24 protein-coding genes and 1 tRNA gene are annotated in these 26,407 nt (G+C 59.8%); 18 read left to right on the forward strand and 7 right to left on the reverse strand.

What is annotated here, in order from left to right:
- Positions 1 to 153: 153 nt before the first annotated feature.
- The gene (locus ACN5AZ_RS09450; protein ID WP_419428626.1) at positions 154 to 570 is read right to left on the reverse strand and encodes a hypothetical protein; all 417 of its coding nucleotides are present in this window, start codon (positions 568 to 570) and stop codon (positions 154 to 156) included.
- A gap of 348 nt (positions 571 to 918) precedes the next feature.
- On the opposite strand from ACN5AZ_RS09450, the gene secE reads away from it, so the two are divergent.
- The 9 genes from secE (at position 919) to rpoC (ending at position 14,771) form a co-directional block, all read left to right on the forward strand.
- A complete protein-coding gene (gene secE, locus ACN5AZ_RS09455) occupies positions 919 to 1,122 on the forward strand; it encodes a preprotein translocase subunit SecE (protein ID WP_419428627.1) in 204 nt (67 codons plus the stop codon).
- A gap of 188 nt (positions 1,123 to 1,310) precedes the next feature.
- On the forward strand, positions 1,311 to 1,844 hold the full coding sequence (gene nusG / locus ACN5AZ_RS09460; RefSeq protein ID WP_419428628.1) for a transcription termination/antitermination protein NusG: 534 nt from the start codon (positions 1,311 to 1,313) through the stop codon (positions 1,842 to 1,844).
- Between the two features lie 114 nt (positions 1,845 to 1,958).
- Positions 1,959 to 3,098, forward strand: coding sequence for a winged helix-turn-helix domain-containing protein (locus ACN5AZ_RS09465; RefSeq protein WP_419428629.1), 1,140 nt, complete (start codon positions 1,959 to 1,961; stop codon positions 3,096 to 3,098).
- A gap of 168 nt (positions 3,099 to 3,266) precedes the next feature.
- Positions 3,267 to 3,719, forward strand: coding sequence for a 50S ribosomal protein L11 (gene rplK / locus ACN5AZ_RS09470; protein WP_419428630.1), 453 nt, complete (start codon positions 3,267 to 3,269; stop codon positions 3,717 to 3,719).
- Between the two features lie 5 nt (positions 3,720 to 3,724).
- Positions 3,725 to 4,423: a 50S ribosomal protein L1 gene (gene rplA, locus ACN5AZ_RS09475; RefSeq protein WP_419428631.1), complete on the forward strand. Its 699-nt coding sequence runs from the start codon at positions 3,725 to 3,727 to the stop codon at positions 4,421 to 4,423.
- 365 nt (positions 4,424 to 4,788) lie between these two features.
- Complete coding sequence (gene rplJ, locus ACN5AZ_RS09480) at positions 4,789 to 5,307, forward strand: 50S ribosomal protein L10 (protein WP_419428632.1); 519 nt, start codon at positions 4,789 to 4,791, stop codon at positions 5,305 to 5,307.
- Positions 5,308 to 5,379: 72 nt separating this feature from the next.
- Positions 5,380 to 5,760 (forward strand): 50S ribosomal protein L7/L12, encoded by a 381-nt coding sequence (gene rplL, locus ACN5AZ_RS09485; RefSeq protein WP_058247707.1) that lies wholly within the window; start codon positions 5,380 to 5,382, stop codon positions 5,758 to 5,760.
- A 542-nt stretch (positions 5,761 to 6,302) separates the two neighbouring features.
- Positions 6,303 to 10,445: a DNA-directed RNA polymerase subunit beta gene (gene rpoB / locus ACN5AZ_RS09490; protein WP_419428633.1), complete on the forward strand. Its 4,143-nt coding sequence runs from the start codon at positions 6,303 to 6,305 to the stop codon at positions 10,443 to 10,445.
- Positions 10,446 to 10,523: 78 nt separating this feature from the next.
- On the forward strand, positions 10,524 to 14,771 hold the full coding sequence (gene rpoC / locus ACN5AZ_RS09495) for a DNA-directed RNA polymerase subunit beta' (RefSeq protein WP_419428634.1): 4,248 nt from the start codon (positions 10,524 to 10,526) through the stop codon (positions 14,769 to 14,771).
- A gap of 72 nt (positions 14,772 to 14,843) precedes the next feature.
- Here rpoC and ACN5AZ_RS09500 read toward each other — a convergent pair whose 3' ends face one another.
- Entirely contained in the window at positions 14,844 to 15,650 is an 807-nt protein-coding gene (locus ACN5AZ_RS09500) for a putative rhamnosyl transferase (protein ID WP_419428635.1), read from the reverse strand.
- Between the two features lie 386 nt (positions 15,651 to 16,036).
- Here ACN5AZ_RS09500 and rpsL point away from each other — a divergent pair, with 386 nt between their 5' ends.
- The 4 genes from rpsL (at position 16,037) to tuf (ending at position 20,415) form a co-directional block, all read left to right on the forward strand.
- Positions 16,037 to 16,408 carry a 30S ribosomal protein S12 gene (gene rpsL / locus ACN5AZ_RS09505; protein WP_008883423.1) on the forward strand — a complete coding sequence of 124 codons (372 nt, stop codon included), beginning with the start codon at positions 16,037 to 16,039 and terminating at the stop codon, positions 16,406 to 16,408.
- Between the two features lie 24 nt (positions 16,409 to 16,432).
- Positions 16,433 to 16,903, forward strand: coding sequence for a 30S ribosomal protein S7 (gene rpsG / locus ACN5AZ_RS09510; RefSeq protein WP_419428636.1), 471 nt, complete (start codon positions 16,433 to 16,435; stop codon positions 16,901 to 16,903).
- Positions 16,904 to 17,064: 161 nt separating this feature from the next.
- Positions 17,065 to 19,182 carry an elongation factor G gene (gene fusA / locus ACN5AZ_RS09515; protein WP_419428637.1) on the forward strand — a complete coding sequence of 706 codons (2,118 nt, stop codon included), beginning with the start codon at positions 17,065 to 17,067 and terminating at the stop codon, positions 19,180 to 19,182.
- A gap of 57 nt (positions 19,183 to 19,239) precedes the next feature.
- On the forward strand, positions 19,240 to 20,415 hold the full coding sequence (gene tuf, locus ACN5AZ_RS09520; RefSeq protein WP_419428638.1) for an elongation factor Tu: 1,176 nt from the start codon (positions 19,240 to 19,242) through the stop codon (positions 20,413 to 20,415).
- Positions 20,416 to 20,708: 293 nt separating this feature from the next.
- On the opposite strand, the gene ACN5AZ_RS09525 is transcribed toward tuf, so the two are convergent.
- The 3 genes from ACN5AZ_RS09525 to ACN5AZ_RS09535 all read right to left on the reverse strand — a co-directional run bounded on the left by ACN5AZ_RS09525 (position 20,709) and on the right by ACN5AZ_RS09535 (position 21,501).
- The gene (locus ACN5AZ_RS09525; protein WP_419428639.1) at positions 20,709 to 20,921 is read right to left on the reverse strand and encodes a hypothetical protein; all 213 of its coding nucleotides are present in this window, start codon (positions 20,919 to 20,921) and stop codon (positions 20,709 to 20,711) included.
- A 77-nt stretch (positions 20,922 to 20,998) separates the two neighbouring features.
- The gene (locus ACN5AZ_RS09530) at positions 20,999 to 21,211 is read right to left on the reverse strand and encodes a hypothetical protein (RefSeq protein WP_419428639.1); all 213 of its coding nucleotides are present in this window, start codon (positions 21,209 to 21,211) and stop codon (positions 20,999 to 21,001) included.
- Positions 21,212 to 21,288: 77 nt separating this feature from the next.
- Positions 21,289 to 21,501 (reverse strand): hypothetical protein, encoded by a 213-nt coding sequence (locus ACN5AZ_RS09535; protein ID WP_419428639.1) that lies wholly within the window; start codon positions 21,499 to 21,501, stop codon positions 21,289 to 21,291.
- 440 nt (positions 21,502 to 21,941) lie between these two features.
- Here ACN5AZ_RS09535 and ACN5AZ_RS09540 point away from each other — a divergent pair.
- Positions 21,942 to 22,017: transfer RNA gene (locus tag ACN5AZ_RS09540), tRNA-Trp, on the forward strand.
- A gap of 122 nt (positions 22,018 to 22,139) precedes the next feature.
- Here ACN5AZ_RS09540 and ACN5AZ_RS09545 read toward each other — a convergent pair.
- Both ACN5AZ_RS09545 and ACN5AZ_RS09550 read right to left on the reverse strand, forming a co-directional pair.
- A complete protein-coding gene (locus tag ACN5AZ_RS09545) occupies positions 22,140 to 22,829 on the reverse strand; it encodes a sugar transferase (RefSeq protein ID WP_419428640.1) in 690 nt (229 codons plus the stop codon).
- A gap of 505 nt (positions 22,830 to 23,334) precedes the next feature.
- Positions 23,335 to 23,664 carry a hypothetical protein gene (locus tag ACN5AZ_RS09550; RefSeq protein ID WP_419428641.1) on the reverse strand — a complete coding sequence of 110 codons (330 nt, stop codon included), beginning with the start codon at positions 23,662 to 23,664 and terminating at the stop codon, positions 23,335 to 23,337.
- Here ACN5AZ_RS09550 and ACN5AZ_RS09555 point away from each other — a divergent pair.
- The 4 genes from ACN5AZ_RS09555 to lptB are packed head-to-tail and all read left to right on the forward strand — an operon-like array spanning position 23,663 to position 26,169.
- Positions 23,663 to 24,277 carry a ribonuclease D gene (locus ACN5AZ_RS09555; protein WP_419428642.1) on the forward strand — a complete coding sequence of 205 codons (615 nt, stop codon included), beginning with the start codon at positions 23,663 to 23,665 and terminating at the stop codon, positions 24,275 to 24,277. The two genes, ACN5AZ_RS09550 and ACN5AZ_RS09555, sit on opposite strands and share 2 nt — an antisense overlap.
- Positions 24,278 to 24,287: 10 nt before the next feature.
- Complete coding sequence (locus ACN5AZ_RS09560) at positions 24,288 to 24,902, forward strand: hypothetical protein (RefSeq protein WP_419428643.1); 615 nt, start codon at positions 24,288 to 24,290, stop codon at positions 24,900 to 24,902.
- Positions 24,899 to 25,411, forward strand: coding sequence for an LptA/OstA family protein (locus ACN5AZ_RS09565; protein ID WP_419428644.1), 513 nt, complete (start codon positions 24,899 to 24,901; stop codon positions 25,409 to 25,411). Before ACN5AZ_RS09560 ends, ACN5AZ_RS09565 begins: the two co-directional genes overlap by 4 nt.
- The gene (gene lptB / locus ACN5AZ_RS09570; protein ID WP_419428645.1) at positions 25,411 to 26,169 is read left to right on the forward strand and encodes an LPS export ABC transporter ATP-binding protein; all 759 of its coding nucleotides are present in this window, start codon (positions 25,411 to 25,413) and stop codon (positions 26,167 to 26,169) included. The genes ACN5AZ_RS09565 and lptB overlap by 1 nt, the downstream gene beginning before the upstream one ends.
- Positions 26,170 to 26,407 lie beyond the last annotated feature (238 nt).

The following is a 26,407-nucleotide window of genomic DNA, read 5'->3' on the forward strand; positions in this document are numbered from 1 at the left end:
CCGCTTGACCCAGTTCGTTCCCTGTGATTTACTTTTTATCTTCAAGTAATTGTGAGGTCTTGGGTATCTTTGATCACGGGTGCGTGATCGGTGATCCGGACAATAAAAAAGGCCGCCCGAAGGCGACCTTTTGTCCGTGAGTGTGCGGCGATTTTAGTTCTTCAGATAGGCGCGCATGCGCTGCTCTTTGTCGGCGTCATCGCCCGAGCTTGCCATGCCGACCAGCGCGGCTTTCTGCTCGTCCGACAGGGTCGCGGGGTCAACGTCCGGCAGGTATTCGGTGATCACGCTGTCGTAGTTCGACATGTCGCTCATGTGGGTCGGGGTCTCGCCAGTGGTGGTCATGGTCGAGGACTCGGCACCGATATAGGCGCGCATTTCCTGTTCCTTGTCCGCTTCGTCTGCGGAGGTGGCGATGCCCACCAGTGCGGCAACCTGTTGGTCGCTCAGAGTCGAGACGTCGACGTCCGGCAGGTACTGGTTGATGGTGGAAGTTTCGTAATCAGTTGCGGCCAGTGCGCCAGTCGTCAGTGCGGCGGTCAGTGCGGCGGCAGAAATAATGCGGTTCATGATGTGTCTCCTAAGATCCAATCTGGCAGGCGTTTGAACCTGCCTGCTGGGTGAACAACACGCCCCCGCCGAGTTCGTTCCGGGATATTTTATATTTATCATATGGTTAGGCGTATATGCGCAGCGCAAAAGCCGCCTTGCAGAGCGAAAACTGCAAAACGGCCCGACCGGTTCGGGGATAGCTGGTAGGTCGCGACCCGTCTGGATTGCCTGATCAACCGTCACGGCGGCAATTGGTTCCACATGTGCCTGATGACCTGCGGGACCTTGCGTTTTGGGCGCGGCTTGCGTACATGCCCTTGACCGCAGACCCGTGCTGCGCCCAGCACAGCAAACAGGAATTTCGACATGGCGACGACGAACCCGCTTCAGTTTATCCAGCAGGTCCGCGCAGAAGCGTCCAAAATCGTATGGCCGACCCGCCGCGAAGTGACCCTGACCACGATAATGGTCTTTATCATGGCGTCGCTGGTCGCGATCTTCTTTTCGATTGTCGATATCGCGATCCGGTCCGGCATGACCGGCATCCTGACGTATTTCGGCACCAACTGACCGACAGCGCGTGTGACGGGGCTGGGGCCTTGTCAATCGTGACGCTGTGGTATATCGGACAGGCTCAGAATTCCGGCGCGCGGCTGTAACAGGCTCGCGCGCCGATTTATTTCCAGAGGGCGCCTCGGACGTTTCGGGGCATTTCGCGAAAGGCCCGTCTGACGGGCAAGCATGAACAGAGGTCGGACATGGCAAAGCGGTGGTATTCGGTGAGCGTTCTCTCGAACTTCGAGAAGAAAATTGCCGAGCAGATCCGGACAGCGGTCGAAGAGCAGGGGCTCGAGGACCAAATCGACGAGGTTCTGGTGCCGACCGAAGAGGTCATCGAAGTGCGCCGTGGCAAGAAGGTGACGACAGAACGTCGCTTTATGCCGGGGTATGTGCTGGTTCACATGGAAATGTCGGACCGGGGCTTTCACCTTGTGAACAACATCAACCGCGTCACCGGCTTCCTTGGCCCGCAGGGGCGTCCGATGCCCATGCGCGACGCCGAGGTTGAGGCGATCCTTGGTCGCGTTCAGGAGGGCGAGGAGACCCCGCGTCTCGAGATCCGCTTCGAGATCGGTGAAAAGGTCAAGGTCAACGACGGCCCGTTCGAGGGTTTCGACGGCATGGTCGAAGGTGTCGACGACGAAAACCAGCGCCTGCGTGTGGCCGTGTCCATCTTTGGCCGCGAAACACCGGTCGAGCTGGAATTCGGTCAGGTGACCAAGCAGGGCTAAGCCCGGCTTTCACGAGATTATAAAGGGCGCGCCGCTTTCTGCGGGGCGCCTTTTTTCTTTCCGGCTTTCCCTTTTGGCTGATCGCTGGTTCTCTGGGGGAAACGGGGGGCGGCTTTGGCGGAACTGACACTGACAAATCGGCAGGCGCGCGGGCTGTGGTTGCAGACGCATGGCTTGGCGGGGCAGGGGCGTGCCCCCGACGCGATGGGGGTGATCTGCGATCTGGGCTTTGTGCAGCTTGATACCATTCAGGTGATCAGCCGCGCCCATCACCATATTCTGTGGTCCCGCCAGCAGCGCTACCGCGAACCCGTGCTGGACAAGCTGCTGCGCCAGCGGGCGGTGTTTGAGCATTTCACCCATGACGCCTCTGTTTTGCCGATGGAGATGCTGCCGCTGTGGCAGCGCCAGTTCCGGCGCATGCAGCACAAGGTCGGGCGGTCGTGGTATGTTGGCACCGCCGCAGAAGAACTGGCCGCCGAGATCCTCAATCGTATCCGTGACGAGGGGCCGCTGTGCACCCGCGATTTCGACACCGTGCGCGAAAGCGATGCTATGTGGCAGCGGCCTCCGCATAAGAAGGCGCTGGATTATCTGTGGTACGCGGGCCGTCTGGGCACTTGCCATCGTGACGGGGTGATCAAATACTATGATCTGGCAGAGCGTATCTTTCCCGAGGTTGCGCCCCTGTCGGATCAGGAGCAGATCGATGGCCTGTCACAGGCCGCCCTGTCGCGGATCGGCTTTGGCAACCTGACCGAGATCCGCAAGTTCTGGGACGCGACCGAGGCCGCCGAGACTGCCGAATGGGCCGAGCGTACCAAGCCGCGCCAGATCCGGGTCGAGGCGGCGGATGGCACCGTGATGCCCATGTATGCCGCCGAGGATATCGAGGCGCGGCTTGATGCCCTGCCCACACCGGGGCAGCGGTTGCGTATCCTGAACCCGTTTGATCCGGCGATCCGGGACCGGGTACGGCTCAAGCGGTTGTTCGGTTTCGACTACACGGTCGAGATGTTCGTACCAGCGGCGAAGCGGCAGTGGGGCTATTACGTCTACCCCCTGCTGGAAGGTGACCGATTCGTCGGGCGGCTGGATGCCAAGGGGGATCGCCGCACCGGCACCCTGACCGTCAGCCAGCTTTGGTGGGAACCGGGCGTTCGGAAATCTGCGGCGCGGGACAACAGGTTACAGGCGGAACTGACGCGGCTGGCACGTCTGGCGGGGCTGCAGCAGGTTGTCCGCGCCGACTGACCCCTTGTCAAACCGGATGGCGCGGGGTACACGGCGCGCTCATGCCGCAGGGGATCCCCCGTGCGGTGTGCTTTTCGTGGGAGGCGAGGGTCACGCGTGATCCGGACCAGACCACGCCACTTAGAGTTCCGGCGACGCGTCGTCGGACATGGAACAGGAGATTAGCCGATGGCAAAGAAGCTCGCCGGCACGATGAAGCTGCAGATCCCTGCAGGCAAAGCCAACCCCTCCCCGCCCGTTGGTCCGGCGCTGGGTCAGCGCGGCATCAACATCATGGAATTCTGCAAGGCGTTCAACGCCAAGACGCAGGAAATGGAGCCCGGCGCGCCGTGCCCGACCGTGATCACCTACTATCAGGACAAGTCCTTCACCATGGACATCAAGACGCCGCCCGCGTCTTACTACCTGAAGAAAGCTGCTGGCCTGAAGCCCGTCGGCAAGCGTAACCGCCCCCGTGGTGCCGAAGCACCCGGCCGCGAGACCGTCGCATCCGTGACCGTCAAGCAGGTTCGCGAGATCGCCGAAGCCAAGATGAAAGACCTCTCGGCAAACGACGTCGAAGCGGCAATGAAGATCATCGTTGGCTCCGCCAACTCGATGGGTATCGAGGTGAAGGGGTAATCGTTATGGCAAAACTCGGTAAACGTACCCGCGCAGCGCGCGAAGCATTCGCTGGCAAGGAAAACCTGTCGGTCGAAGAAGCGGTTTCCCTGATCAAGGGCAACTCCAACACCAAGTTCGACGAGACGGTGGAAATCGCTCTGAACCTTGGCGTTGACCCGCGTCACGCAGACCAGATGGTCCGCGGCGTTGTCGGCCTGCCCAACGGCACCGGCAAAACCGTGCGCGTTGCTGTCTTTGCCCGCGGCCCCAAGGCTGATGAAGCAAAAGAAGCTGGCGCAGACATCGTTGGCGCAGAAGACCTGATGGAAACCATTCAGGGCGGCACCATTGATTTCGACCGTTGCATCGCAACCCCGGACATGATGCCGATCGTCGGCCGTCTGGGTAAGGTGCTTGGCCCGCGCAACCTGATGCCGAACCCCAAAGTCGGCACCGTGACCATGGATGTCGCTCAGGCTGTCAAGGACGCGAAGGGCGGTCAGGTCCAGTTCAAGGCCGAGAAGGCCGGTGTTGTGCACGCAGGCGTGGGCAAGGTGTCCTTCGACGAAGCCAAGCTGGTCGAAAACATCCGTGCTTTCGTGAACGCGGTTTCCGCAGCGAAGCCCACAGGCGCCAAGGGTGCCTACATGAAGAAGATCTCGCTGTCTTCCTCCATGGGCCCGGGCGTTTCCGTGTCGGTTGACGACGCGAACGCACAGTAAATTCCGTTTCGTTCGAAACGATGGGGCGCCTTTCGGGGCGCCCTTTTTCATTGGGGGCTGTCGTTTTCCGGGGTGGGGCAGAAAATTGCCGCAACCCGTGACAAAGGGGCTTCCCAAACTAAGGCCGAGGATGTAAACGGCCAACTCCGGCGGGGAACATGTTCTTCGTCGATTCGTCCGAGACGGTGGGTTGGTCGCCCGAGGCTGCCAATAATTCCTGCCTGAGACGGGAAGAGACATTCTTTTCTCCTCGATGTTCGCATCGGGAAGCACAGGATGCGTCGACCCTTATCGGACTTTGTCGTTCGGGCTCGCCCGAACAAAGAGAGCCGGAGGGTCCGCCCTCCAACAATTGGAGTGAAACTGTGGATAGAGCCCAGAAAGAAAAATTGGTCGAGGAACTCGGCCAGATCTTCGAAAGCTCTGGCGTCGTAGTGGTTGCCCGCTACGAGGGACTCACGGTTGCAGAGATGACGGACCTGCGTAACCGCGCTCGCGGTGCAGAAGCGACGGTCCGTGTCGCCAAGAACAAGCTCGCCAAGATTGCTGTCCAAGGGACGCCCGCTGAGGGCATCACCGACTATCTGGACGGCATGACGGTACTGACCTTCTCCGAGGACCCCGTGGCTGCGGCCAAGGTCGTCGAAGACTTCGCCAAGGACAACAAGAAGATTGAAATCCTTGGTGGTGCGATGGGTGGTACCACATTGGACCGTGCCGGTGTCGAGGCCGTGTCGAAAATGCCGTCGCGCGAGGAGCTTATCGCTTCCATCGTGGGCTGCATCGGCGCACCCGCTTCGAACATCGCTGGTGCAATCGGCGCGCCTGCTTCGAACATCGCGTCTATCCTTTCCACGATCGAGGAAAAGGCAGAGGCGGCGTAAGCAACCTTTTGACCCGCGTAGGGAATACCCCCTGACGTTGGAACACATATCTAAATCGGAAAGAGTCTCAAAATGGCAGATCTCAAAGCACTGGCCGAACAAATCGTTGGCCTGACCCTCCTGGAAGCCCAGGAACTGAAAACCATCCTCAAGGATGAGTACGGCATCGAGCCCGCAGCTGGCGGCGCAGTCATGATGGCTGGCCCCGCAGGCGACGCTGGCGGCGCAGCCGAAGAAGAAAAGTCCGAGTTCGACGTGATCCTGAAGTCCGCTGGCGACAAAAAGATCAACGTGATCAAAGAAGTTCGCGGCATCACCGGTCTTGGCCTGAAAGAAGCCAAAGAGCTGGTCGAAGCTGGCGGCAAAGCGGTCAAAGAAGGCGTGTCCAAGGACGAAGCCGAAGAAATCAAGAAAAAGCTCGAAGAAGCAGGCGCGGAAATCGAGCTCAAGTAATTCGGTCTTACGACTGTTTTACAGCAAGGCGCTCCTTTCGGGGCGCCTTGTTTTTTGCGCTTTAGCATTGCGGGCTAACGGGCCTCGGTTGCGTTAGGGAAATGTTAACCAAGACCCCCTCTCAACTTGACCACCTGTCATGTTTTTGTCATTGTGACCCAAGGCCGGTCTTTGCAAAGCACCCGATATGGGGGCTTGCGTTCGGCGCGTTCACCGAATATTCGGAAGTCTCTTGCGGGGTCGAGCGATTCGAGCCCGCGATTTTACGTTCCGGAAAAGAGGTGGCCACCCAGCACATATCCCAACACCAGCCCCTGCATCCGGTTCCAGACAAACGCACCGGACATTGGCAATTCCCAACCCCGTCTTGGTAAGCCCCGCAGTCGCGGAGTTTTCCAAGGCAGGAAACACAGGTCGAGTGGCATGCGGTGGGACGCATGCCGAGAATGGACCAGTTTCATGCCGTCACTGACGTGAACCAGCGCTGTGCCCCCGGCAGCGTTCAGGTTCGGGCAGAGAAAAATCGAAAGGGTGCTCCCCTCATGGCGCAAAGTTTCCTCGGTCAGAAACGCCTCCGCCGCTATTACGGCAAAATCCGCGAAGTCCTAGAGATGCCGAACCTCATCGAGGTTCAGAAATCTAGCTACAAGCTGTTCCTTGACAGTGGCGACCAGCCGCAGCCGCTCGACGGCGAAGGCATCAAGGGTGTTTTCCAGTCGGTCTTCCCGATCAAGGATTTCAACGAAACCGCGATCCTCGAATTCGTCGACTACGAGCTGGAGAAGCCGAAGTACGACGTCGAGGAATGTATGCAGCGCGACATGACCTACAGCGCTCCGCTGAAGGTCACTCTGCGTCTGATCGTGTTCGATATCGACGAAGACACCGGCGCCAAGTCCGTGAAGGACATCAAGGAACAGGACGTTTTCATGGGCGACATGCCCCTGATGACGCACAACGGCACCTTTATCGTGAACGGCACCGAGCGGGTCATCGTTTCCCAGATGCACCGCTCGCCGGGTGTGTTCTTTGACCACGACAAGGGCAAGACGCACAGCTCGGGTAAGCTGCTGTTCGCCTGCCGTATCATTCCCTACCGTGGCTCGTGGCTCGACTTTGAATTCGACGCCAAGGACATCGTGTTTGCGCGCATCGACCGTCGCCGCAAGCTGCCGGTGACCACGCTGCTTTACGCGCTGGGTCTGGATCAGGAATCCATCTGTGACGCCTATTACGACACGGTTGATTTCGAATTCCGCCGTGGCGAAGGCTGGGCGACCAAGTTCTTCCCCGAGCGTGTGCGCGGCACCCGCCCGACCTATGACCTTGTGGATGCGGACTCGGGCGAGATCATCGCCGAAGCCGGCAAGAAGGTCACGCCCCGCGCGGTCAAGAAGCTGATCGACGAAGGCGAAGTCAGCAAGCTGCTGGTGCCGTTCGAGCACATCATCGGCAAGTTTGTCGCCAAGGACATCATCAACGAAGACACCGGCGCGATCTATGTCGAAGCCGGTGACGAGCTGACCTGGACCGTCGACAAAGACGGTGAAGTGTCCGGCGGTACGTTGAAAGAGCTACTGGACGCGGGCATCACCGAGATCCCCGTTCTGGACATCGACAACATCAACGTCGGCCCCTACATCCGCAACACCATGGCGCAGGACAAGAACATGTCCCGCGAGACCGCGTTGCTGGACATCTACCGCGTCATGCGTCCGGGCGAGCCGCCCACCGTCGAAGCGGCTTCGGCTCTGTTCGACACGCTGTTCTTCGACAGCGAGCGCTATGACCTGTCCGCCGTTGGCCGCGTGAAGATGAACATGCGTCTGGCACTGGACAAAGAAGACACCCAGCGCACGTTGGACCGTGACGATATCGTCAAGTGCATCAAGGCGCTGGTCGATCTGCGTGACGGCAAGGGCGACATCGACGACATCGACCACCTCGGCAACCGTCGTGTGCGTTCTGTCGGCGAGCTGATGGAAAACCAGTACCGCGTCGGCCTGCTCCGCATGGAGCGCGCGATCAAGGAACGCATGTCGTCGGTCGAAATCGACACGGTGATGCCGCAGGATCTGATCAACGCGAAACCGGCGGCTGCGGCTGTTCGCGAATTCTTCGGCTCCTCGCAGCTGTCGCAGTTCATGGACCAGACCAACCCGCTGTCTGAAGTGACGCACAAGCGTCGTCTTTCGGCGCTTGGCCCGGGCGGTCTGACGCGCGAGCGTGCAGGCTTTGAGGTGCGCGACGTGCACCCGACGCACTACGGCCGTATGTGTCCGATTGAAACGCCGGAAGGTCCGAACATCGGTCTGATCAACTCGCTGGCCACCTTTGCCCGCGTGAACAAATACGGCTTCATCGAGACCCCGTATCGCGTGGTCAAAGAGGGTCAGGTCACGGACGAAGTGCACTACATGTCCGCGACCGAGGAAATGCGTCACACCGTTGCGCAGGCGAACGCCTCGCTGGACGAGGATGGCCGTTTCACGATGGACCTCGTGTCGACCCGGAAATCCGGTGACTACACGCTGGCCCCGTCCGAGACTGTGGACCTGATCGACGTCTCGCCCAAGCAGTTGGTGTCGGTTGCGGCCTCGCTGATCCCCTTCCTTGAAAACGACGACGCCAACCGCGCTCTGATGGGCTCGAACATGCAACGTCAGGCGGTTCCGACCCTGCGCGCCGAGGCGCCGCTGATCGGTACCGGCATCGAAGAGGTTGTGGCCCGTGACTCCGGTGCGGCGGTCATGGCGAAACGTGCCGGTGTGATCGACCAGGTCGACGCCGAACGTATCGTTATCCGCGCCACCGAAGATCTGGAGCTGGGTGACGCGGGTGTGGACATCTACCGCATGCGCAAGTTCCAGCGGTCCAACCAGAACACCTGTATCAACCAGAAGCCTCTGGTGAAGGTGGGTGACACCGTCCGCAAGGGCGAGGTTATCGCGGATGGTCCGTCGACCGACATGGGGGAACTGGCGCTCGGCAAGAACGTCATCGTCGCCTTCATGCCGTGGAACGGTTACAACTACGAAGACTCGATCCTGATCTCCGAGCGGATCGCCAAGGATGACGTGTTCACCTCTGTCCACATCGAGGAATTCGAAGTGGCGGCGCGTGACACCAAGCTTGGGCCTGAGGAAATCACCCGCGACATCCCCAACGTCGGTGAAGAAGCGCTGCGCAACCTCGATGAGGCTGGCATCGTCTACATCGGTGCGGACGTGGAACCGGGCGATATTCTCGTCGGTAAGATCACGCCCAAGGGCGAAAGCCCGATGACCCCGGAAGAAAAGCTGCTGCGCGCCATCTTTGGTGAAAAAGCATCTGACGTGCGCGACACCTCGCTGCGCGTGAAGCCGGGCGATTACGGGACCGTGGTCGAGGTGCGCGTGTTCAACCGTCACGGCGTCGAAAAGGACGAACGCGCGCTGCAGATCGAGCGTGAGGAAATCGAGGCGTTGGCGCGTGACCGCGACGACGAACTTGCGATCCTTGACCGCAACATCTACGCACGTCTGCGCACGATGGTCGAAGGCAAAACTGCCGTCAAAGGCCCGCGTGGCGTAAAGCCCAACTCCGAGGTCAACGCAGAGCTTCTCGAAAGCCTGCCGCGCAGCCAGTGGTGGCAGCTTGCCTTGGCCGAGGAAGACGACGCCAAGCACGTCGAAGCCCTGCACGAGCAGTACGAGATCCAGAAGCGTACGCTTGACGCCCGCTTCGAGGACAAGGTCGAGAAGGTCCGCCGCGGCGACGATCTGCCCCCGGGCGTGATGAAGATGGTCAAGGTGTTCATCGCGGTGAAGCGCAAGCTGCAGCCGGGTGACAAAATGGCCGGTCGTCACGGCAACAAAGGTGTTGTGTCTCGCGTGGTCCCCGAAGAGGACATGCCGTTCCTTGCGGATGGTACGCCGGTCGACTTCTGTCTGAACCCGCTGGGTGTTCCGTCGCGCATGAACGTCGGTCAGATCCTTGAAACCCACATGGGCTGGGCGTCGCGTGCGCTGGGTATCCAGGTGGACGAGGCTCTGCGCGAATACAAACGTTCGGGTGACATGACTCCGGTGCGTGACGCGCTCAAGATCGTCTACGGTGACGAGGTCTACAACGAAGGCTTTGCCGACGCAGAGCAGGACGAGCTGTTGGAAATGGCGGGCAACGTGACCCGTGGTGTTCCGATCGCAACGCCTGTTTTCGACGGCGCGAAAGAAGCCGACGTGAACGACGCACTGACCCGTGCGGGCTTTGACACAAGCGGCCAGTCCCGCCTGTTCGATGGCCGCACCGGCGAAGAGTTCTCGCGTCAGGTGACGGTGGGTGTGAAATACCTGCTGAAACTGCACCACCTTGTTGACGACAAGATCCACGCCCGTTCGACCGGCCCGTACTCGCTTGTCACGCAGCAGCCGCTGGGTGGTAAGGCGCAGTTCGGTGGTCAGCGCTTCGGTGAGATGGAAGTCTGGGCTCTCGAAGCTTACGGCGCCGCCTACACCCTGCAGGAAATGCTGACGGTGAAATCGGATGACGTGGCAGGCCGGACCAAGGTCTACGAGTCGATCGTCAAGGGCGAGGACAACTTCGAGGCCGGCGTGCCGGAATCGTTCAACGTTCTCGTCAAGGAAGTGCGCGGCCTCGGCCTCAACATGGAACTCCTGGATGCGGAGGAGGAAGACGCAGAGTGACACCGGTCACTGCCGTTTTCAGCGGGGCGCGTTCTGCGCCCCCTCCCAACCGCTTCCCTCTGAATTTGTGAGGAACACATGAACCAGGAACTGACCAACAACCCGTTCAACCCGCTGACGCCGCCCAAGGTCTTTGACGAGATCAAGGTCTCGCTGGCGTCGCCGGAACGGATCCTTTCGTGGTCCTTCGGTGAAATCAAAAAGCCGGAAACCATCAACTACCGCACGTTCAAGCCCGAGCGTGACGGCCTGTTCTGCGCGCGTATCTTTGGCCCGATCAAAGACTACGAATGCCTGTGCGGCAAATATAAGCGTATGAAATATCGCGGCGTTGTCTGCGAAAAATGCGGTGTCGAAGTCACGCTGCAAAAGGTCCGCCGCGAGCGTATGGGCCATATCGAGCTGGCCGCACCCTGCGCGCACATCTGGTTCCTCAAGTCGCTGCCTTCGCGCATCGGCCTGATGCTGGACATGACGCTGCGCGATCTCGAGCGCGTTTTGTACTTTGAAAACTACGTCGTGATCGAACCCGGTCTGACCGATCTGACCTATGGCCAGATGCTGACCGAAGAGGAATACCTCGACGCGCAGGACCAATACGGCATGGACGCCTTCACCGCCAACATCGGTGCCGAAGCGATCCGCGAAATGCTGGCGGCGATCGATCTGGAATCCGAGGCCGAGAACCTGCGTGCCGACCTCAAAGAGGCGACCGGCGAGCTCAAGCCCAAGAAGATCATCAAGCGCCTCAAGGTGGTTGAATCCTTCCTGGAATCCGGCAACCGCCCGGAGTGGATGGTTCTGACCGTGATCCCCGTGATCCCGCCGGAACTGCGTCCGCTGGTGCCGCTGGACGGTGGCCGCTTTGCGACCTCCGATCTCAACGACCTGTACCGCCGCGTGATCAACCGGAACAACCGTCTGAAGCGTCTGATCGAACTGCGCGCGCCTGACATCATCGTCCGCAACGAAAAGCGGATGCTGCAGGAATCCGTTGACGCTCTGTTCGACAACGGCCGCCGTGGCCGCGTCATCACCGGTGCCAACAAGCGCCCGCTGAAGTCGCTGTCCGACATGCTGAAAGGCAAGCAGGGTCGCTTCCGTCAGAACCTTTTGGGGAAACGGGTCGACTTCTCGGGTCGTTCGGTCATTGTGACCGGCCCCGAGCTGAAGCTGCACCAGTGTGGTCTGCCCAAGAAGATGGCGCTCGAACTGTTCAAGCCCTTCATCTACTCGCGGCTGGAGGCCAAGGGCCTGTCCAGCACCGTGAAGCAGGCGAAGAAGCTGGTCGAAAAAGAGCGTCCCGAAGTCTGGGATATCCTCGACGAGGTGATCCGCGAGCACCCGGTTCTGCTGAACCGTGCGCCGACGTTGCACCGTCTGGGCATTCAGGCGTTCGAACCCACGCTGATCGAAGGGAAGGCCATCCAGCTGCACCCGCTGGTCTGCTCGGCGTTTAACGCTGACTTCGACGGCGACCAGATGGCTGTGCACGTTCCGCTGTCCCTCGAGGCACAGCTGGAAGCGCGCGTGCTGATGATGTCGACGAACAACGTTCTGTCGCCCGCCAACGGCGCGCCGATCATCGTTCCGTCGCAGGATATGATCCTTGGCCTCTACTACACCTCCATTGCCCGCGAAGGCATGAAGGGTGAGGGCATGGTCTTTGCCTCGCCGGAAGAGGTGGAACACGCGCTGACCGCTGGCGAAGTGCACCTGCACGCCAACATCCAGTGCCGTGTGAAGCAGATCGACGACGAGGGCCAAGAGGTTTGGAAACGGTTTGAAACCACCCCCGGTCGCGTGCGTCTGGGCCAGCTTCTGCCGTTGAATGCCAAGGCACCGTTCGATCTGGTGAACCGTCTCCTGCGTAAGGGCGACGTGCAGACCGTCATCGACACCGTCTACCGTTATTGCGGTCAGAAAGAGTCGGTTATCTTCTGTGACCAGATCATGCGCATGGGCTTTGTCGAAGCGTTCAAGGCCGGTATCTCCTTTGGTAAGGATGACATGGTCATCCCCGACAACAAATGGGATCTGGTCGAAGAAACACGCGATCAGGTGAAAGACTTTGAACAGCAGTACATGGACGGCCTGATCACTCAGGGCGAAAAGTACAACAAAGTTGTCGATGCATGGTCGAAGTGTAACGACAAGGTCACCGAGGCGATGATGAACACCATCTCCGCCAAGCGTGTTGACGACGAAGGCCGCGAACTGGAACCGAACTCGGTTTACATGATGGCCCACTCCAAGGCCCGTGGCTCGGTCACGCAGATGAAACAGCTGGGCGCGATGCGCGGCCTGATGGCGAAGCCGAACGGCGACATCATCGAAACGCCGATCATCTCGAACTTTAAAGAAGGCCTGACCGTTCTGGAGTACTTCAACTCCACCCACGGTGCTCGTAAGGGTCTGTCGGATACGGCTCTGAAGACGGCGAACTCGGGTTACCTGACCCGTCGTCTGGTCGACGTGGCGCAGGACTGCATCATCCGTATGGATGACTGTGGCACCGACATGGCGATCACCGCAGAGGCCGCTGTCAACGACGGTGAAGTTGTCGCAACGCTGGGCGAGCGCATTCTGGGCCGTACCGCGGCAGAGGATCTCAAGCACCCGGTCACCGGTGACTTGATCGTCCGCCACGGCGAGCTGATCGACGAACGTATGGCCGATGCGGTCGAGGAGTCCGGTCTGCAGACTGCGCGTATCCGCAGCCCGCTGACCTGTGAGGCCGAAGAGGGCGTTTGTGCCACTTGCTATGGTCGTGACCTCGCACGCGGCACCAAGGTGAACACCGGTGAAGCGGTCGGCATCATCGCCGCGCAGTCGATCGGTGAACCGGGCACGCAGCTGACCATGCGGACCTTCCACATGGGCGGTGTTGCTCAGGGTTCCTCGCGTTCGTTCCTTGAGGCATCGCAGAACGGTAAGATCCAGTTCGTGACCCCCAGCGTTCTGGAGAACGCGGCGGGTGAATCGATTGTCATGAACCGCAACATGCAGATCATGATCGTCAACGACCAAGGTGAAGAGATCGCATCCCACAAGGTGGGCTACGGCTCCAAGCTGTTCGTCAAGGACGGTCAGGACATCGGTCGCGGTGACAAGCTGTTCGAATGGGACCCCTACACCCTGCCGATCATCGCCGAGAAAGACGGTGTGGCCAAGCATCTCGACCTCGTGAACGGCCTTGCCGTACGTGAGGAAACCGACGATGCGACCGGCATGACGCAGAAGATCGTGGTCGACTGGCGCGCTGCGCCGAAAGGCAATGATCTGAAGCCGGAAATCGTCCTTCTGGACGAGAACGGCGAACCGCTGCGCAACGATCAGGGCAACCCGATCACCTACCCGATGTCCGTTGACGCGATCCTGTCGTGTGAAGACGGCCAAAAGGTGCAGGCCGGTGACGTTGTGGCGCGTATTCCGCGCGAAGGCGCAAAGACGAAGGACATTACCGGTGGTCTGCCGCGTGTGGCCGAACTCTTTGAAGCACGCCGCCCGAAAGATCACGCGATCATCGCGGAGATCGACGGCTACGTGCGCTTTGGCAAGGACTACAAGAACAAGCGCCGCATCTCGATCGAACCGACGGACGAGAGCCTCGAGCCGCGGGAATACATGGTCCCGAAAGGCAAGCACATCCCTGTGGTCGAAGGCGACTTCGTCCAGAAGGGTGACTACATCATGGACGGTAACCCCGCGCCGCACGACATCCTCTCCATCATGGGGATCGAGGCGCTGGCAAACTACATGATTGACGAGGTGCAGGACGTCTACCGACTGCAGGGCGTGAAGATCAACGACAAGCACGTCGAGGTCATCGTTCGCCAGATGCTGCAGAAGTGGGAGATCCTCGAAAGCGGCGACACCACGCTGCTGAAGGGCGAGCACGTCGACAAGATGGAGTTCGACGAAGCCAACGCGAAGGCCGAGAAAAAGGGCGGTCGTCCCGCAAAGGGCGAGCCGATCCTGCTGGGCATCACGAAGGCGTCGTTGCAGACCCGTTCGTTCATCTCTGCCGCGTCGTTCCAGGAAACGACACGCGTGCTGACCGAAGCCTCGGTTCAGGGCAAGAAGGACACGCTGATCGGTCTCAAAGAGAACGTGATCGTGGGTCGTCTGATCCCCGCCGGGACCGGTGGTGCGACACAGAAGATGCGCAAGATCGCTCAGGACCGCGACAACGTGGTCGTCGAAGCACGCCGCGACGAAGCCGAAGCGGCTGCTGCTCTGGCGGCACCCTCTGCCTCGGCCGAGGACGCCACCGGCGGCGAGTTCGACACGCTGATCGTGGACACTCCGGAGAGCCGCGAATAATCGCGCCTCTTCACGGCACAAGACACGAAAGGCCCCCGCGTGAAGCGGGGGCCTTTTGCGTTTGGGGCGCGGTCAGTGATGGACGAACACCCGCCGCACGTGATCCGTATCAATCCCGAACAGGTCTTTGACTTCGGTTTCCTGTTCGGCCGTCAGGCGGGGTAGGGGCTGCGGTTTGATATGCTTCTTTTGGCGGGAATCGTTGAAATCATTATGCCCGCGCAGGTACATCACCTCGTCTGTGAAGGTGAGGCAGGGCATGAAGTTCATCAGCTTCTGGTGGCCGAAATTCATGATGGACTGCCGTGTGCCGGCCCGAACATACATGGCCTGTGCCACGCCCCAAAACGGGGTAACCTGCACCTCGCCATAAAGGCCATCGGCGTCGGCGCGGGCGATGTATCCCCGGTTCCAGTCAAAGCCGACCGAACGATGCTTTTCCAGAAAGGGGGCCGTGTCGCGAGCGGCTTGGCGCAGCCGCTCGACAAACACGCGGGCAATGGCGTCGTCGTCGTCATGGCGGAATTGCAGGCACGGCTGTCCCAGATCCCGCGCCTGATTGATGGTCTGTTGGCAGACCTTGCGATGCGGGCCGGGTGGTTTCGCGATGATCTGGGCTTGCGGCACTGTCTTGGTCAAATCGCGTAAATGACTGGCCCATGGCTCGGGCAGGTCATCGCCGGTCAGAATCACAAAGGTGAAATTCGGATCGGTCTGGGCGGCGATGGACGGCAGGCAGATCGCTTCGAAATTGCGCATCCGCTGGTTCAGCCGCTCGGGCGCATAAAGATAGGCGCGCCGTTCGGCCAAGCTGTCATGACCGACCTGAAATCCCCCCTCAGCGGGGTAGGAAAAGCGGCAAAAACCGATCACTTGCATGGGCATGCCCCGTTGACGAAACCGGTGTCAGACTGGCAGGCGTTCGGGGTGCTGTCCAGCGTGGCAGGCGCACCGGGCCGCCACTGTTGACAAGGCCAGCGACTCTCCGTATACGCGCGCTAATCCGTTGCGCCCGGGTCGATCCGGGCGTTTCGTTTTCATGTACGAGATTGCGCTCAAGACCGTGGGCGATGCAAGCCCCGGTCCTCTGGAACGCCCCCGCGTAGGCCCTCCGGTAAGGGGTCTGATGCGGAACAAAAGTCGTTTGTGCCCACGGTTTTGGCGCGCAGATGCACCCATCACCGGCCGCCCTGCGGGGATCCGGCCAGACCTGAACCGCCGGGACACCCCGGCACGATTGAGAGAAGCACGGGGAAACCGTCCACATGCCCACGATTCAGCAGCTGATCCGCAAGCCGCGTCAGCCCAAAGTCAAACGTTCCAAGTCCCAGCACCTGGAGCAGTGCCCCCAAAAGCGCGGCGTCTGCACCCGCGTGTACACCACCACTCCGAAAAAACCGAACTCCGCTATGCGGAAGGTTGCAAAGGTTCGCCTGACCAACGGTTTCGAAGTGATCTCCTACATCCCCGGTGAAAGCCACAACCTTCAGGAGCACTCTGTGGTTCTGATCCGTGGCGGTCGTGTAAAAGACCTTCCCGGTGTGCGTTACCACATCCTGCGCGGTGTTCTGGATACCCAGGGCGTCAAGGACCGTAAACAGCGTCGCTCCAAGTACGGCGCGAAGCGTCCCAAGTAAGCACACCAAGAAGAGGATACAGATATGTCCCGCCGTCACGCCGCTGAAAAACGCGAAGTCCTGCCCGACGCCAAGTATGGCGATCGTGTGCTGACAAAGTTCATGAACAACCTGATGATCGATGGTAAGAAATCGGTCGCAGAGCGCATCGTCTACAACGCACTCGACCGCGTTGAAGCAAAGGTGAAGCGCGCGCCCGTGGAAATCTTCCACGAAGCGCTGGACAACATCAAACCGTCCGTCGAAGTGCGTTCGCGCCGCGTCGGTGGTGCCACCTATCAGGTGCCCGTTGAAGTCCGCCCGGAGCGCCGCGAAGCTCTGGCGATCCGCTGGTTGATCACCGCTTCCCGCGCCCGTAACGAGAACACCATGGAAGAGCGTCTGGCCGGTGAGCTGATCGACGCCGTTCAATCCCGTGGTTCCGCCGTCAAGAAGCGTGAAGACACGCACAAGATGGCAGACGCCAACAAGGCGTTCTCGCACTACCGCTGGTAAGATCCAGTCGGGCGGCCGGTTTGCTGGCCGCCTGATCGCATTATGGCCACAGTTTCGGCGTGATTACGTATCACGCGGGGCCTGTGGCAATGCACCGCTTGAACATATCCCGCGCGCAGGGTAACCGCCCGCGCAGAGATTACCCCTAGAGGACCAGACCCATGGCACGCGACTACCCTCTCGATCGCTACCGCAACTTCGGGATCATGGCGCACATCGACGCAGGTAAGACCACCTGCTCCGAGCGCATCCTGTTTTACACCGGCAAATCCCACAACATCGGTGAGGTGCACGATGGTGCGGCCACCATGGACTGGATGGAGCAGGAGCAGGAACGCGGTATCACCATTACTTCCGCTGCGACCACCACCTTCTGGGAACGCACCGAAAACGGTACCGAGCCGCAGACCGCGAAGCACCGCTTTAACATCATCGACACCCCCGGACACGTGGACTTCACCATCGAAGTCGAACGTTCGCTGGCCGTTCTCGACGGCGCGGTTTGCGTTCTTGACGCGAACGCCGGTGTTGAGCCCCAGACCGAAACCGTGTGGCGTCAGGCTGACCGCTACAAGGTTCCGCGTATCGTGTTCGTCAACAAGATGGACAAGATCGGCGCAGACTTCTTCAACTGCCACAAGATGGTCGAAGAGCGCACCGGCGCCCGCGCCGTTCCTGTTGCGATTCCGATCGGTGCCGAGAACGAGCTGGAAGGCCTGCTTGACCTCGTCATCATGAAAGAATGGCTGTGGAAGGGTGACGACCTTGGCGCGTCCTGGGTTCTCGAGGACATCCGCCCCGAGCTGCAGGACCAGGCCGACGAATGGCGTGGCAAGATGGTCGAAGCGGCCGTCGAAATGGACGACGACGCGATGGAAGCCTACCTCGAAGGCGAAGAGCCCGACGTGGAAACCCTGCGCAAGCTGCTGCGCAAGGGCTGCCTCGACATGGCATTCGTTCCGATGCTGGGTGGGTCCGCGTTCAAAAACAAGGGCGTGCAGCCCCTGCTGAACGCCGTCATCGACTACCTACCGTCCCCGCTGGACGTTGTTGACTACATGGGCTTCAAACCCGGCGACGAAGAAGAAGTTCGTAACATCGCACGTCGTGCGGATGACGACATGGCCTTCTCCGGTCTGGCGTTCAAAATCATGAACGACCCCTTCGTGGGCTCGCTGACCTTCGTGCGCATCTACTCCGGTAAGCTCGCCAAGGGTGACACCATGCTCAACTCCACCAAGGAGAAGAAAGAGCGTGTGGGTCGTATGATGATGATGCACTCCAACAACCGCGAAGAGATCGAAGAGGCATTTGCCGGCGACATCATCGCGTTGGGTGGTCTGAAAGACACCACAACCGGTGACACCCTGTGTGACGCCAAGGATCCGGTGGTTCTGGAAACCATGAACTTCCCCGATCCGGTGATCGAGATCGCGGTCGAGCCCAAGACCAAGGGCGACCAGGAAAAGATGTCCGCAGGTCTGGCCCGTCTGGCCGCCGAGGACCCCTCCTTCCGCGTCGAAACCGATCTCGAATCCGGTCAGACCATCATGAAGGGCATGGGCGAACTTCACCTCGACATTCTGGTGGATCGTCTTAAGCGCGAATTCAAGGTCGAAGCCAACATCGGTGCACCGCAGGTGGCTTACCGCGAGACCATCTCGCACGAGGTCGAGCACTCCTACACCCACAAGAAACAGTCGGGTGGTTCGGGTCAGTTCGGTGAGGTCAAGCTGGTCATCACCCCGACAGAGCCTGGCGAAGGTTTCTCCTTCGAATCCAAGATCGTCGGTGGTTCGGTTCCCAAGGAATACATTCCGGGCGTCGAAAAAGGCATCAAGTCGGTTATGGACTCCGGCCCGCTGGCTGGCTTCCCCGTGATCGACTTCAAGGTGTCGCTGATCGACGGTAAGTTCCACGACGTGGACTCCAGCGTTCTGGCGTTCGAGATCGCAGCCCGTATGTGTATGCGTGAGGGCATGCGCAAAGCTGGCGCGAAGCTGCTGGAACCGATGATGAAGGTCGAAGTGATCACCCCGGAAGAATACACCGGCGGTATCATCGGCGACCTGACATCGCGTCGCGGTCAGGTGTCCGGCCAGGAGCCGCGCGGCAACGCCGTTGCGATCAACGCATTCGTGCCGCTGGCCAACATGTTCGGCTACATCAACACCCTGCGCTCGATGTCCTCGGGCCGCGCGCAGTTTACCATGCAGTTCGACCACTACGATCCGGTTCCGCAGAACATCTCGGACGAGATCCAGGCGAAGTACGCGTAATTTATCGAATTTCCGGGGGCGGATAACCGCCCTCGGGTCCAAGACAAGGAGGCCATCATGGCAAAGGAAAAGTTTGAACGCGGCAAGCCGCACTGCAACATCGGCACCATCGGTCACGTTGACCACGGTAAGACCACGCTGACGGCGGCGATCACGAAGTACTTCGGTGACTTCAAAGCCTACGACCAGATCGACGGCGCGCCCGAAGAGAAAGCCCGCGGGATCACCATCTCGACCGCGCACGTGGAATACGAGACGGAAAACCGTCACTACGCGCACGTCGACTGCCCCGGCCACGCCGACTACGTCAAGAACATGATCACCGGTGCGGCGCAGATGGACGGCGCGATCCTGGTTGTGAACGCAGCTGACGGCCCCATGCCGCAGACCCGCGAGCACATCCTGCTGGGCCGCCAGGTTGGCATCCCCGCAATGGTCGTGTTCATGAACAAGGTTGACCAGGTCGACGACGAAGAGCTGCTCGAGCTCGTCGAAATGGAAATCCGTGAACTGCTGTCCGAATACGACTTCCCGGGCGACGACATTCCGATCATCGCGGGTTCCGCGCTGGCGGCGATGGAAGGCCGTGACGCCAACATCGGCGAAGACAAGATCAAGGAACTGATGGCCGCAGTGGATGAGTACATCCCGCAGCCCGAGCGCGCTGTTGACCAGCCGTTCCTGATGCCGATCGAAGACGTGTTCTCGATCTCCGGTCGTGGTACCGTTGTTACGGGTCGTGTCGAGCGTGGCGTGATCAACGTGGGTGACGAAATCGAGATCGTGGGCATCCGCGACACCTCGAAAACCACCTGCACCGGTGTTGAAATGTTCCGCAAGCTGCTGGATCGCGGTGAAGCCGGCGACAACATCGGCGCCCTGCTGCGCGGTGTTGACCGTGAAGGCGTCGAGCGTGGCCAGGTTCTGTGTAAGCCGGGTTCGGTGAAGCCGCACACCAAGTTCGAGTGTGAGGTCTACATCCTGACCAAGGAAGAAGGCGGCCGTCACACCCCGTTCTTCAAGAACTACCGTCCGCAGTTCTACTTCCGCACCACCGACGTGACCGGCACCGTTGAGCTGCCCGAGGGCACCGAGATGGTGATGCCGGGCGACAACCTGAAGTTCAACGTTGAACTGATCGCGCCGATCGCGATGGAAGACGGTCTCCGCTTCGCCATCCGCGAAGGCGGCCGCACCGTTGGTTCCGGCGTTGTGTCCAAAATCATCGCGTAATCAGCTACCGCTGATCACTATCGGAAAGGGCGCCCCATGGGCGCCCTTTTTGTTTGCCAGCTTCGGTCCCGTCTAAGTGCTTAGATCGGTCGGGGAGCGGCTGCAGATACAGAGCCAGAACAAACGGGTCTGTGTTTTATACCGCGCAGGTCGGGCAAGCCGGGTCGCGGCCCGTGGGGTTCGCTAAGCCGTACAGTCACTCAACGGCTTGATGGGGATCGAGCACAGAAAAAGGCCGCGCCCGGGGAGGAGCGCGGCCTTCATGATGTCCAGCGGATGAGCGCCGGATATGCTTACTTCAGGATGGAGCGGATAACGCTGCGTGTGGTGTTGTAATCGTCGCCAGCGTGGACTGCGGCGTTGATTGCGTTGACCTGCACGTCGGAGAGGTTGGAGTAGTCGGCGTTCGGCAGGAAGTTGGTCACTTCGTTGTCGAGCGATGCGGCGTTTGCAGCACCGGTGAACAGAGCGGCTGCGGTCAGGGCGGATGCGATGATGGTTTTCATGTCTTTGGTCCTTTGGTTAGCCTGTGAAGGCCCGGAATTGGGGGAGCGAAGGAGGGGGGGCCTGTGCGGCCGCGCCCTTACTTCAGGATGGAGCGGATGACGCTGCGTGTGGTGTTGTAATCGTCGCCAGCGTGGACAGCGGCGTTGATTGCGTTGACCTGCACGTCGGAGAGATTGGAGTAGTCCGCGTTCGGCAGGAAGTTGGTGACTTCGTTGTCGAGCGATGCGGCGTTTGCAGCACCGGTGAACAGAGCGGCTGCGGTCAGGGCGGATGCGATGATGGTTTTCATGTCTTTGGTCCTTTGGTTGGCCTGCGAGGGCCGGAGAATGGGGGAGCGAAGGGAGGGGGGCCTGTGCGGCCGCGCCTTTACTTCAGGATGGAGCGGATGACGCTGCGGGTGGTGTTGTAATCGTCGCCAGCGTGGACAGCGGCGTTGATTGCGTTGACCTGCACGTCGGAGAGGTTGGAGTAGTCGGCGTTCGGCAGGAAGTTGGTGACTTCGTTGTCGAGCGATGCGGCGTTTGCAGCACCGGTGAACAGAGCGGCTGCGGTCAGGGCGGATGCGATGATGGTTTTCATAGTATTTCCTTTCAAAGTCGGTCGGGGCGTTTGCGGCCCAGTTTGTGGTGTGCCGTGCTGTTCGCTGCGGCTGACAAACAGATAGGGCCGCCGGCTTGGACTTTGAAATCACGGAATAATCTCGCGTGGCTCTCGGAAATGTGTGCTTGAAATAATCTAAACTGATCAGTTTAGTTTGGAGCCCTTATTTCATTGAGAAATTGGGCGTCTGTGATTGTTACAACGACGTCATAAACCCTTTGGTTCCGGCCTTTTTTATAAAGTGCACAACGCTTTTGCATTTTCGCACAGGCGGAAGCGAAACTCCCCAACGTAGGGGACCTGAGGCATTTTTCACTTGGTCCAGAAGGTTAGGGGCCTCGGGCATTTTATGGCAGAAACGCTCTTGATTCCAACCACGTGGCCGTGTAGGTGACAGCACGGCCAGACAACGGCCCGATAGGGGTATAGCTCAGCTGGTAGAGCGACGGTCTCCAAAACCGTAGGTCGCGGGTTCGAACCCTGCTGCCCCTGCCATTTCCCAAAATCTTCCGAATGTTACAGCCCTGACGCTGTCGATTTGCGTGCAAATGCAAAAAACCGCCCCGATTTGGGACGGTTTTGATTCTGCACACTTGGATATTTGGGGGTTTGCCGGCTCAGTAGCCGGTGCCATGCGCCACAACGCGGACGGTTTTCAGAAGCACACGCAGATCCGTGGCCAGCGATACCTGGCGCAGATAGGCGGTGTCGAAATCCGCGCGCTCGGCAAAGCTGCTCTCGTTGCGCACGGATGTCTGCCAGAATCCGGTGATACCGGGGCGCAGCGCGTAGTATGCGGTGCCGGGGTAGATCTCTTTTTGGTTCAGCATCATCGGACGCGGCCCGACGAGCGACATGTCACCGGTCAGAACGTTCAGCAGTTGCGGCAGCTCATCCAGTGAGGATTTGCGGATGAAATGTCCGATGGGCGTGATGCGCGGGTCGTGACGTAGTTTCTGGGCGTGATCCCATTCCGCCCGGGCCACAGGGTCCGCTGCAAGGTAGTCGGCCAACAAGGCATCGGCGTTCGGCACCATGGAGCGCAGCTTCCACATGCGGAAGGTGCGGTCGTTCTGACCAACGCGCAGTTGGCTGTAGAACGGGTTGTGCCCGTCCATTGCGATCAATAACGCGCAAATGGCAATCAATAGCAGAACAGCGGGCAGGGCGATCAGCACAATGGCAATGTCCAAGGCGCGCTTGAGCCCATTGCGGTAAGGGGTGAAGCGCGGCGCCGGAAACAGCGTCTCTTCTATCAGTGTTTCGATCGCGGCTTGCGGCAGCGGCTGTCGGACGTGCAGTGTCAAAATGACCTCCCTCAGTCATAACGACGGAGCGGTGGCGCTGTACGGTGCAGACATAAGGCAAGGCTTCGCCGGGGCGTGGAAGGCTCCACACCGGATGCGGAACATCGTCCCGCACCAATTTACCATTTAATATGTCCGAGCAGCCGCAGCAGACGTACCCGTTAACTCCCTAGTGGAAGCACCAACCCCCCGGTGCAAAACAAACGATTCTGGGCAAAACTGTGTCAGAACCGGTACAAGCCTGTTATCGCGGTTTGCCACATTTCCGTCAATGTTCGTCGCGAGTGACACTTTTTGGTTGAGTTTCCAGATAGAGACTTTGCTGAACATTGGACGTTTTTTGTGCCGTTCCCACGCTGCCCATTCATCATTCACATGTGCTTTTGTGAATTCGCGGGGGCGTATTGACCACGCAGGGGGGAACACGCGCATTGTTTTCCCTGCGGTTTTTGTTTCGTTAACGTCACCAAAGCGAAGGCGGTTTGGGCATAGTTGCGATATCTAGCTAAAGTTGCTGCGCTGCAGCACCTTTCTTGCCATAATCTCCTTTTGATTGTGTCACGCCCTGCGGCTGACGGACGTAGGGCGTGGCGACAAATAGCTCAATTTTCTCGACAATTGAGAGCAGAGCAAAACCGCTCTCTTTTTGTTTCAATCTGAAATATTGCGTGATAGCGGCGTCCGAATCGCATCCAAAATGCGCCCCATTCAGGCCGCAATTTGACCCGCCAATGCCATATTTCGCCACTTTGGCTCGGCAGACGTGACCCGAGTTGAAAGCATGGCCAGCGGCGGATATGTCATCGAGGTCATATGATGTGAAGGATGATCCCATGGCCAACCACCTGTACAAAGGCGACCTGCCCGACGGATTGGTGATGGGGCCAGTGGTGGCCATTGATTGCGAGACCATGGGCCTGCATCCGCATCGCGACCGCTTGTGCGTCGTGCAACTGTCCAGCGGTGACGGAAATGCCCATCTTGTGCAGGTGGCACCGGACCAGACAGAGGCGCCAAACCTTGCGGCTCTACTGACCGACCCGAACATTCTGAAACTGTTTCACTATGGCCGGTTTGATATCGCAGCGATGTTCCACCGCTTTGGCGCGCTGGCGGCCCCGGTCTATTGCACCAAGATCGCCAGCCGTCTGGTGCGCACCTACACCGACCGTCACGGGCTGAAATCCCTGACGCAGGAACTGCTCAGCGTCGATATCTCCAAACAGCAGCAAAGCAGCGATTGGGGGGCAGAGAGTCTCACCCCTGCGCAGCTAGAATATGCGGCCTCGGATGTGCTGTACCTGCATCGCCTGCGCGAAAAGCTGGACGCGATGCTGGAGCGCGAGGGGCGCGCCGACATTGCGCAGGCGTGTTTCGATTTCCTGCCGACGCGGGCGCGTCTGGATCTGGCGGGGTGGCCGGACACGGACATCTTCGCCCACGCATAAGGAGGTCGGCGTGGCGCGCAGAAGCGGTGGTTCCCCGACATTCATCTATTGGCTGAAGATTATCCTGCCGCTGGTCGCGCTGGCCATGTTGTCGACGCTGTTTCTTTTGTCCGACAGCCGGGAGCCTTTGCAGGAAATCCCCTTTCTGGATGGAACACTGGCGGATGACGCGATCCGCCCCGGCGTGACAGAGCCCTTCTATTCCGGTGTGACCGACAAGGGAGAGCTGGTGACGATCACCGCGCAGCGCGCGCGCCCCTTGGGGGATGGTCAAATAGAGGCGGACGTTGTGAACGCGCATCTGCGTCTTGAGGACGGCGGGGCGTTGACGGTGACATCACCTTTAGCCCTGTCAGCCGAGGGCGAGCATACGCTGGACCTTAGCGGCGGTGTCACGATCACCAGTACGCAAGGCTATGTCATGCAGACCGAAGAGCTTGCCACACGGATCGACCGGATCGAGGCGCGCAGTGCCGGACGTGTTGTCGCCGACGGGCCACTTGGCGATCTCGACGCCGGACAGATGGAGATCTTACCCGCCGATGAAGACGGCGCTGTGCGATTGCTCTTCACCAAGGGTGTAAAGGTGATATACCGACCGGCAGAAAAGGACGCCGATCAATGACCAACGCTTTTGCCGCCAGCACTTTGGCGCTGATTACGATGTTTGCCCCGATGTGCGCTGCCGCTCAGGGGACGCAGGTCAATTTTGGCGGCTTCCAACAGGACACTGACGCCCCGGTCGAGGTGACCGCCGACGCGCTGTCCGTGGATCAAACCGATGGCACTGCGCTGTATCAGGGCAACGTCATTATCATTCAGGGTGAAATGCGGCTTGCCGCACCGCGCGTTCTGGTCGTCTACGCCGAAAGCGCAGGCCGGATCGAGCGGATGGAGGCCACGGGCGGTGTCTTGCTTGTCAGCGGGACCGAGGCCGCCGAGGCCGAGCGCGCCGATTACCACATCGATTCCGGCACCGTCGACATGGCGGGGAACGTGCTTGTGACCCAAGGCGCAAACGCCATGACGTCGGAGTTCATGACGGTCTATCTGGACAGCGGCACAGCCGAGATGTCGGGGCGTGTCAAAACCGTTCTGCAATCGTCGGACGGCGACGCTTCCGGAGATCCGTAATGGCCAAGCCCGAATTGAGCGTGACCGAGGGCGACAGCGGCCTGCGCGTGTCGCATCTGCGCAAAAGCTATCGCAAGCGCGTCGTCATCCGCGATGTGACCATGCGCCTTGGCCGTGGAGAGGTGGTGGCCCTGCTGGGGCCGAACGGTTCGGGCAAGACAACCTCGTTCTATGCCATTGCCGGTCTGGTCAATCCCGACGCGGGCGAGGTGCTGATTGACGGTCAGGATGCCACTTATCTGCCGATGTATCGCCGCGCGCGCATGGGCATCGGATACCTGCCCCAAGAGATGAGCATCTTTCGCGGCCTGTCGGTGGAGGATAACATCGGCGCGGTTCTGGACATCTCTGAGGCGGACAGCACGCGGCGGCGTGAACGGCTCGAAGAGCTGCTGGGCGAATTTTCCATCGAACATCTGCGCCGTGCTCCGGCCCTGGCCTTGTCCGGGGGGGAGCGGCGACGGGTGGAAATCGCACGCTGTCTGGCCGCCGATCCAAAATACCTGCTGCTGGACGAACCCTTTGCCGGTGTTGATCCGATCAGCGTGGGCGATATCCGCCATCTCGTCGCGGATCTGAAGACGCGCGGTCTGGGTGTTTTGATCACCGACCACAATGTGGCGGAAACGCTGGCTTTGGTGGATCGCGCTTATATTTTGCACGATGGCAAGGTGCTGATGTCCGGCACACCCGAAGAAGTCGTGCAGAATGACAACGTCCGCAGGGTCTATCTGGGCGATAACTTTCGTCTGGCTTAACCGCCGTTTGCACCCTTAGGAACCTGTTCACCAGGCGTTCAAATCAAGGGCGGAAATCCCGCCGACAGCTGAAAAATGCTGATCGGTTTCGATTGACAGCCATGGGCATTTCGCACTCAAATGGTCTTATGATGCTTTGTATTACGGCATGGCGGACCGGCATGGCCCCCGATTTTCGGGAGCACGTCGCTCTGGCCGGGGCGGAGCATCTTTCCTGAACCGATATATGCGTTGCCGT

This window comes from Sagittula sp. SSi028 (genome assembly GCF_048553715.1).
Taxonomy (GTDB): Bacteria; Pseudomonadota; Alphaproteobacteria; order Rhodobacterales; family Rhodobacteraceae; genus Sagittula.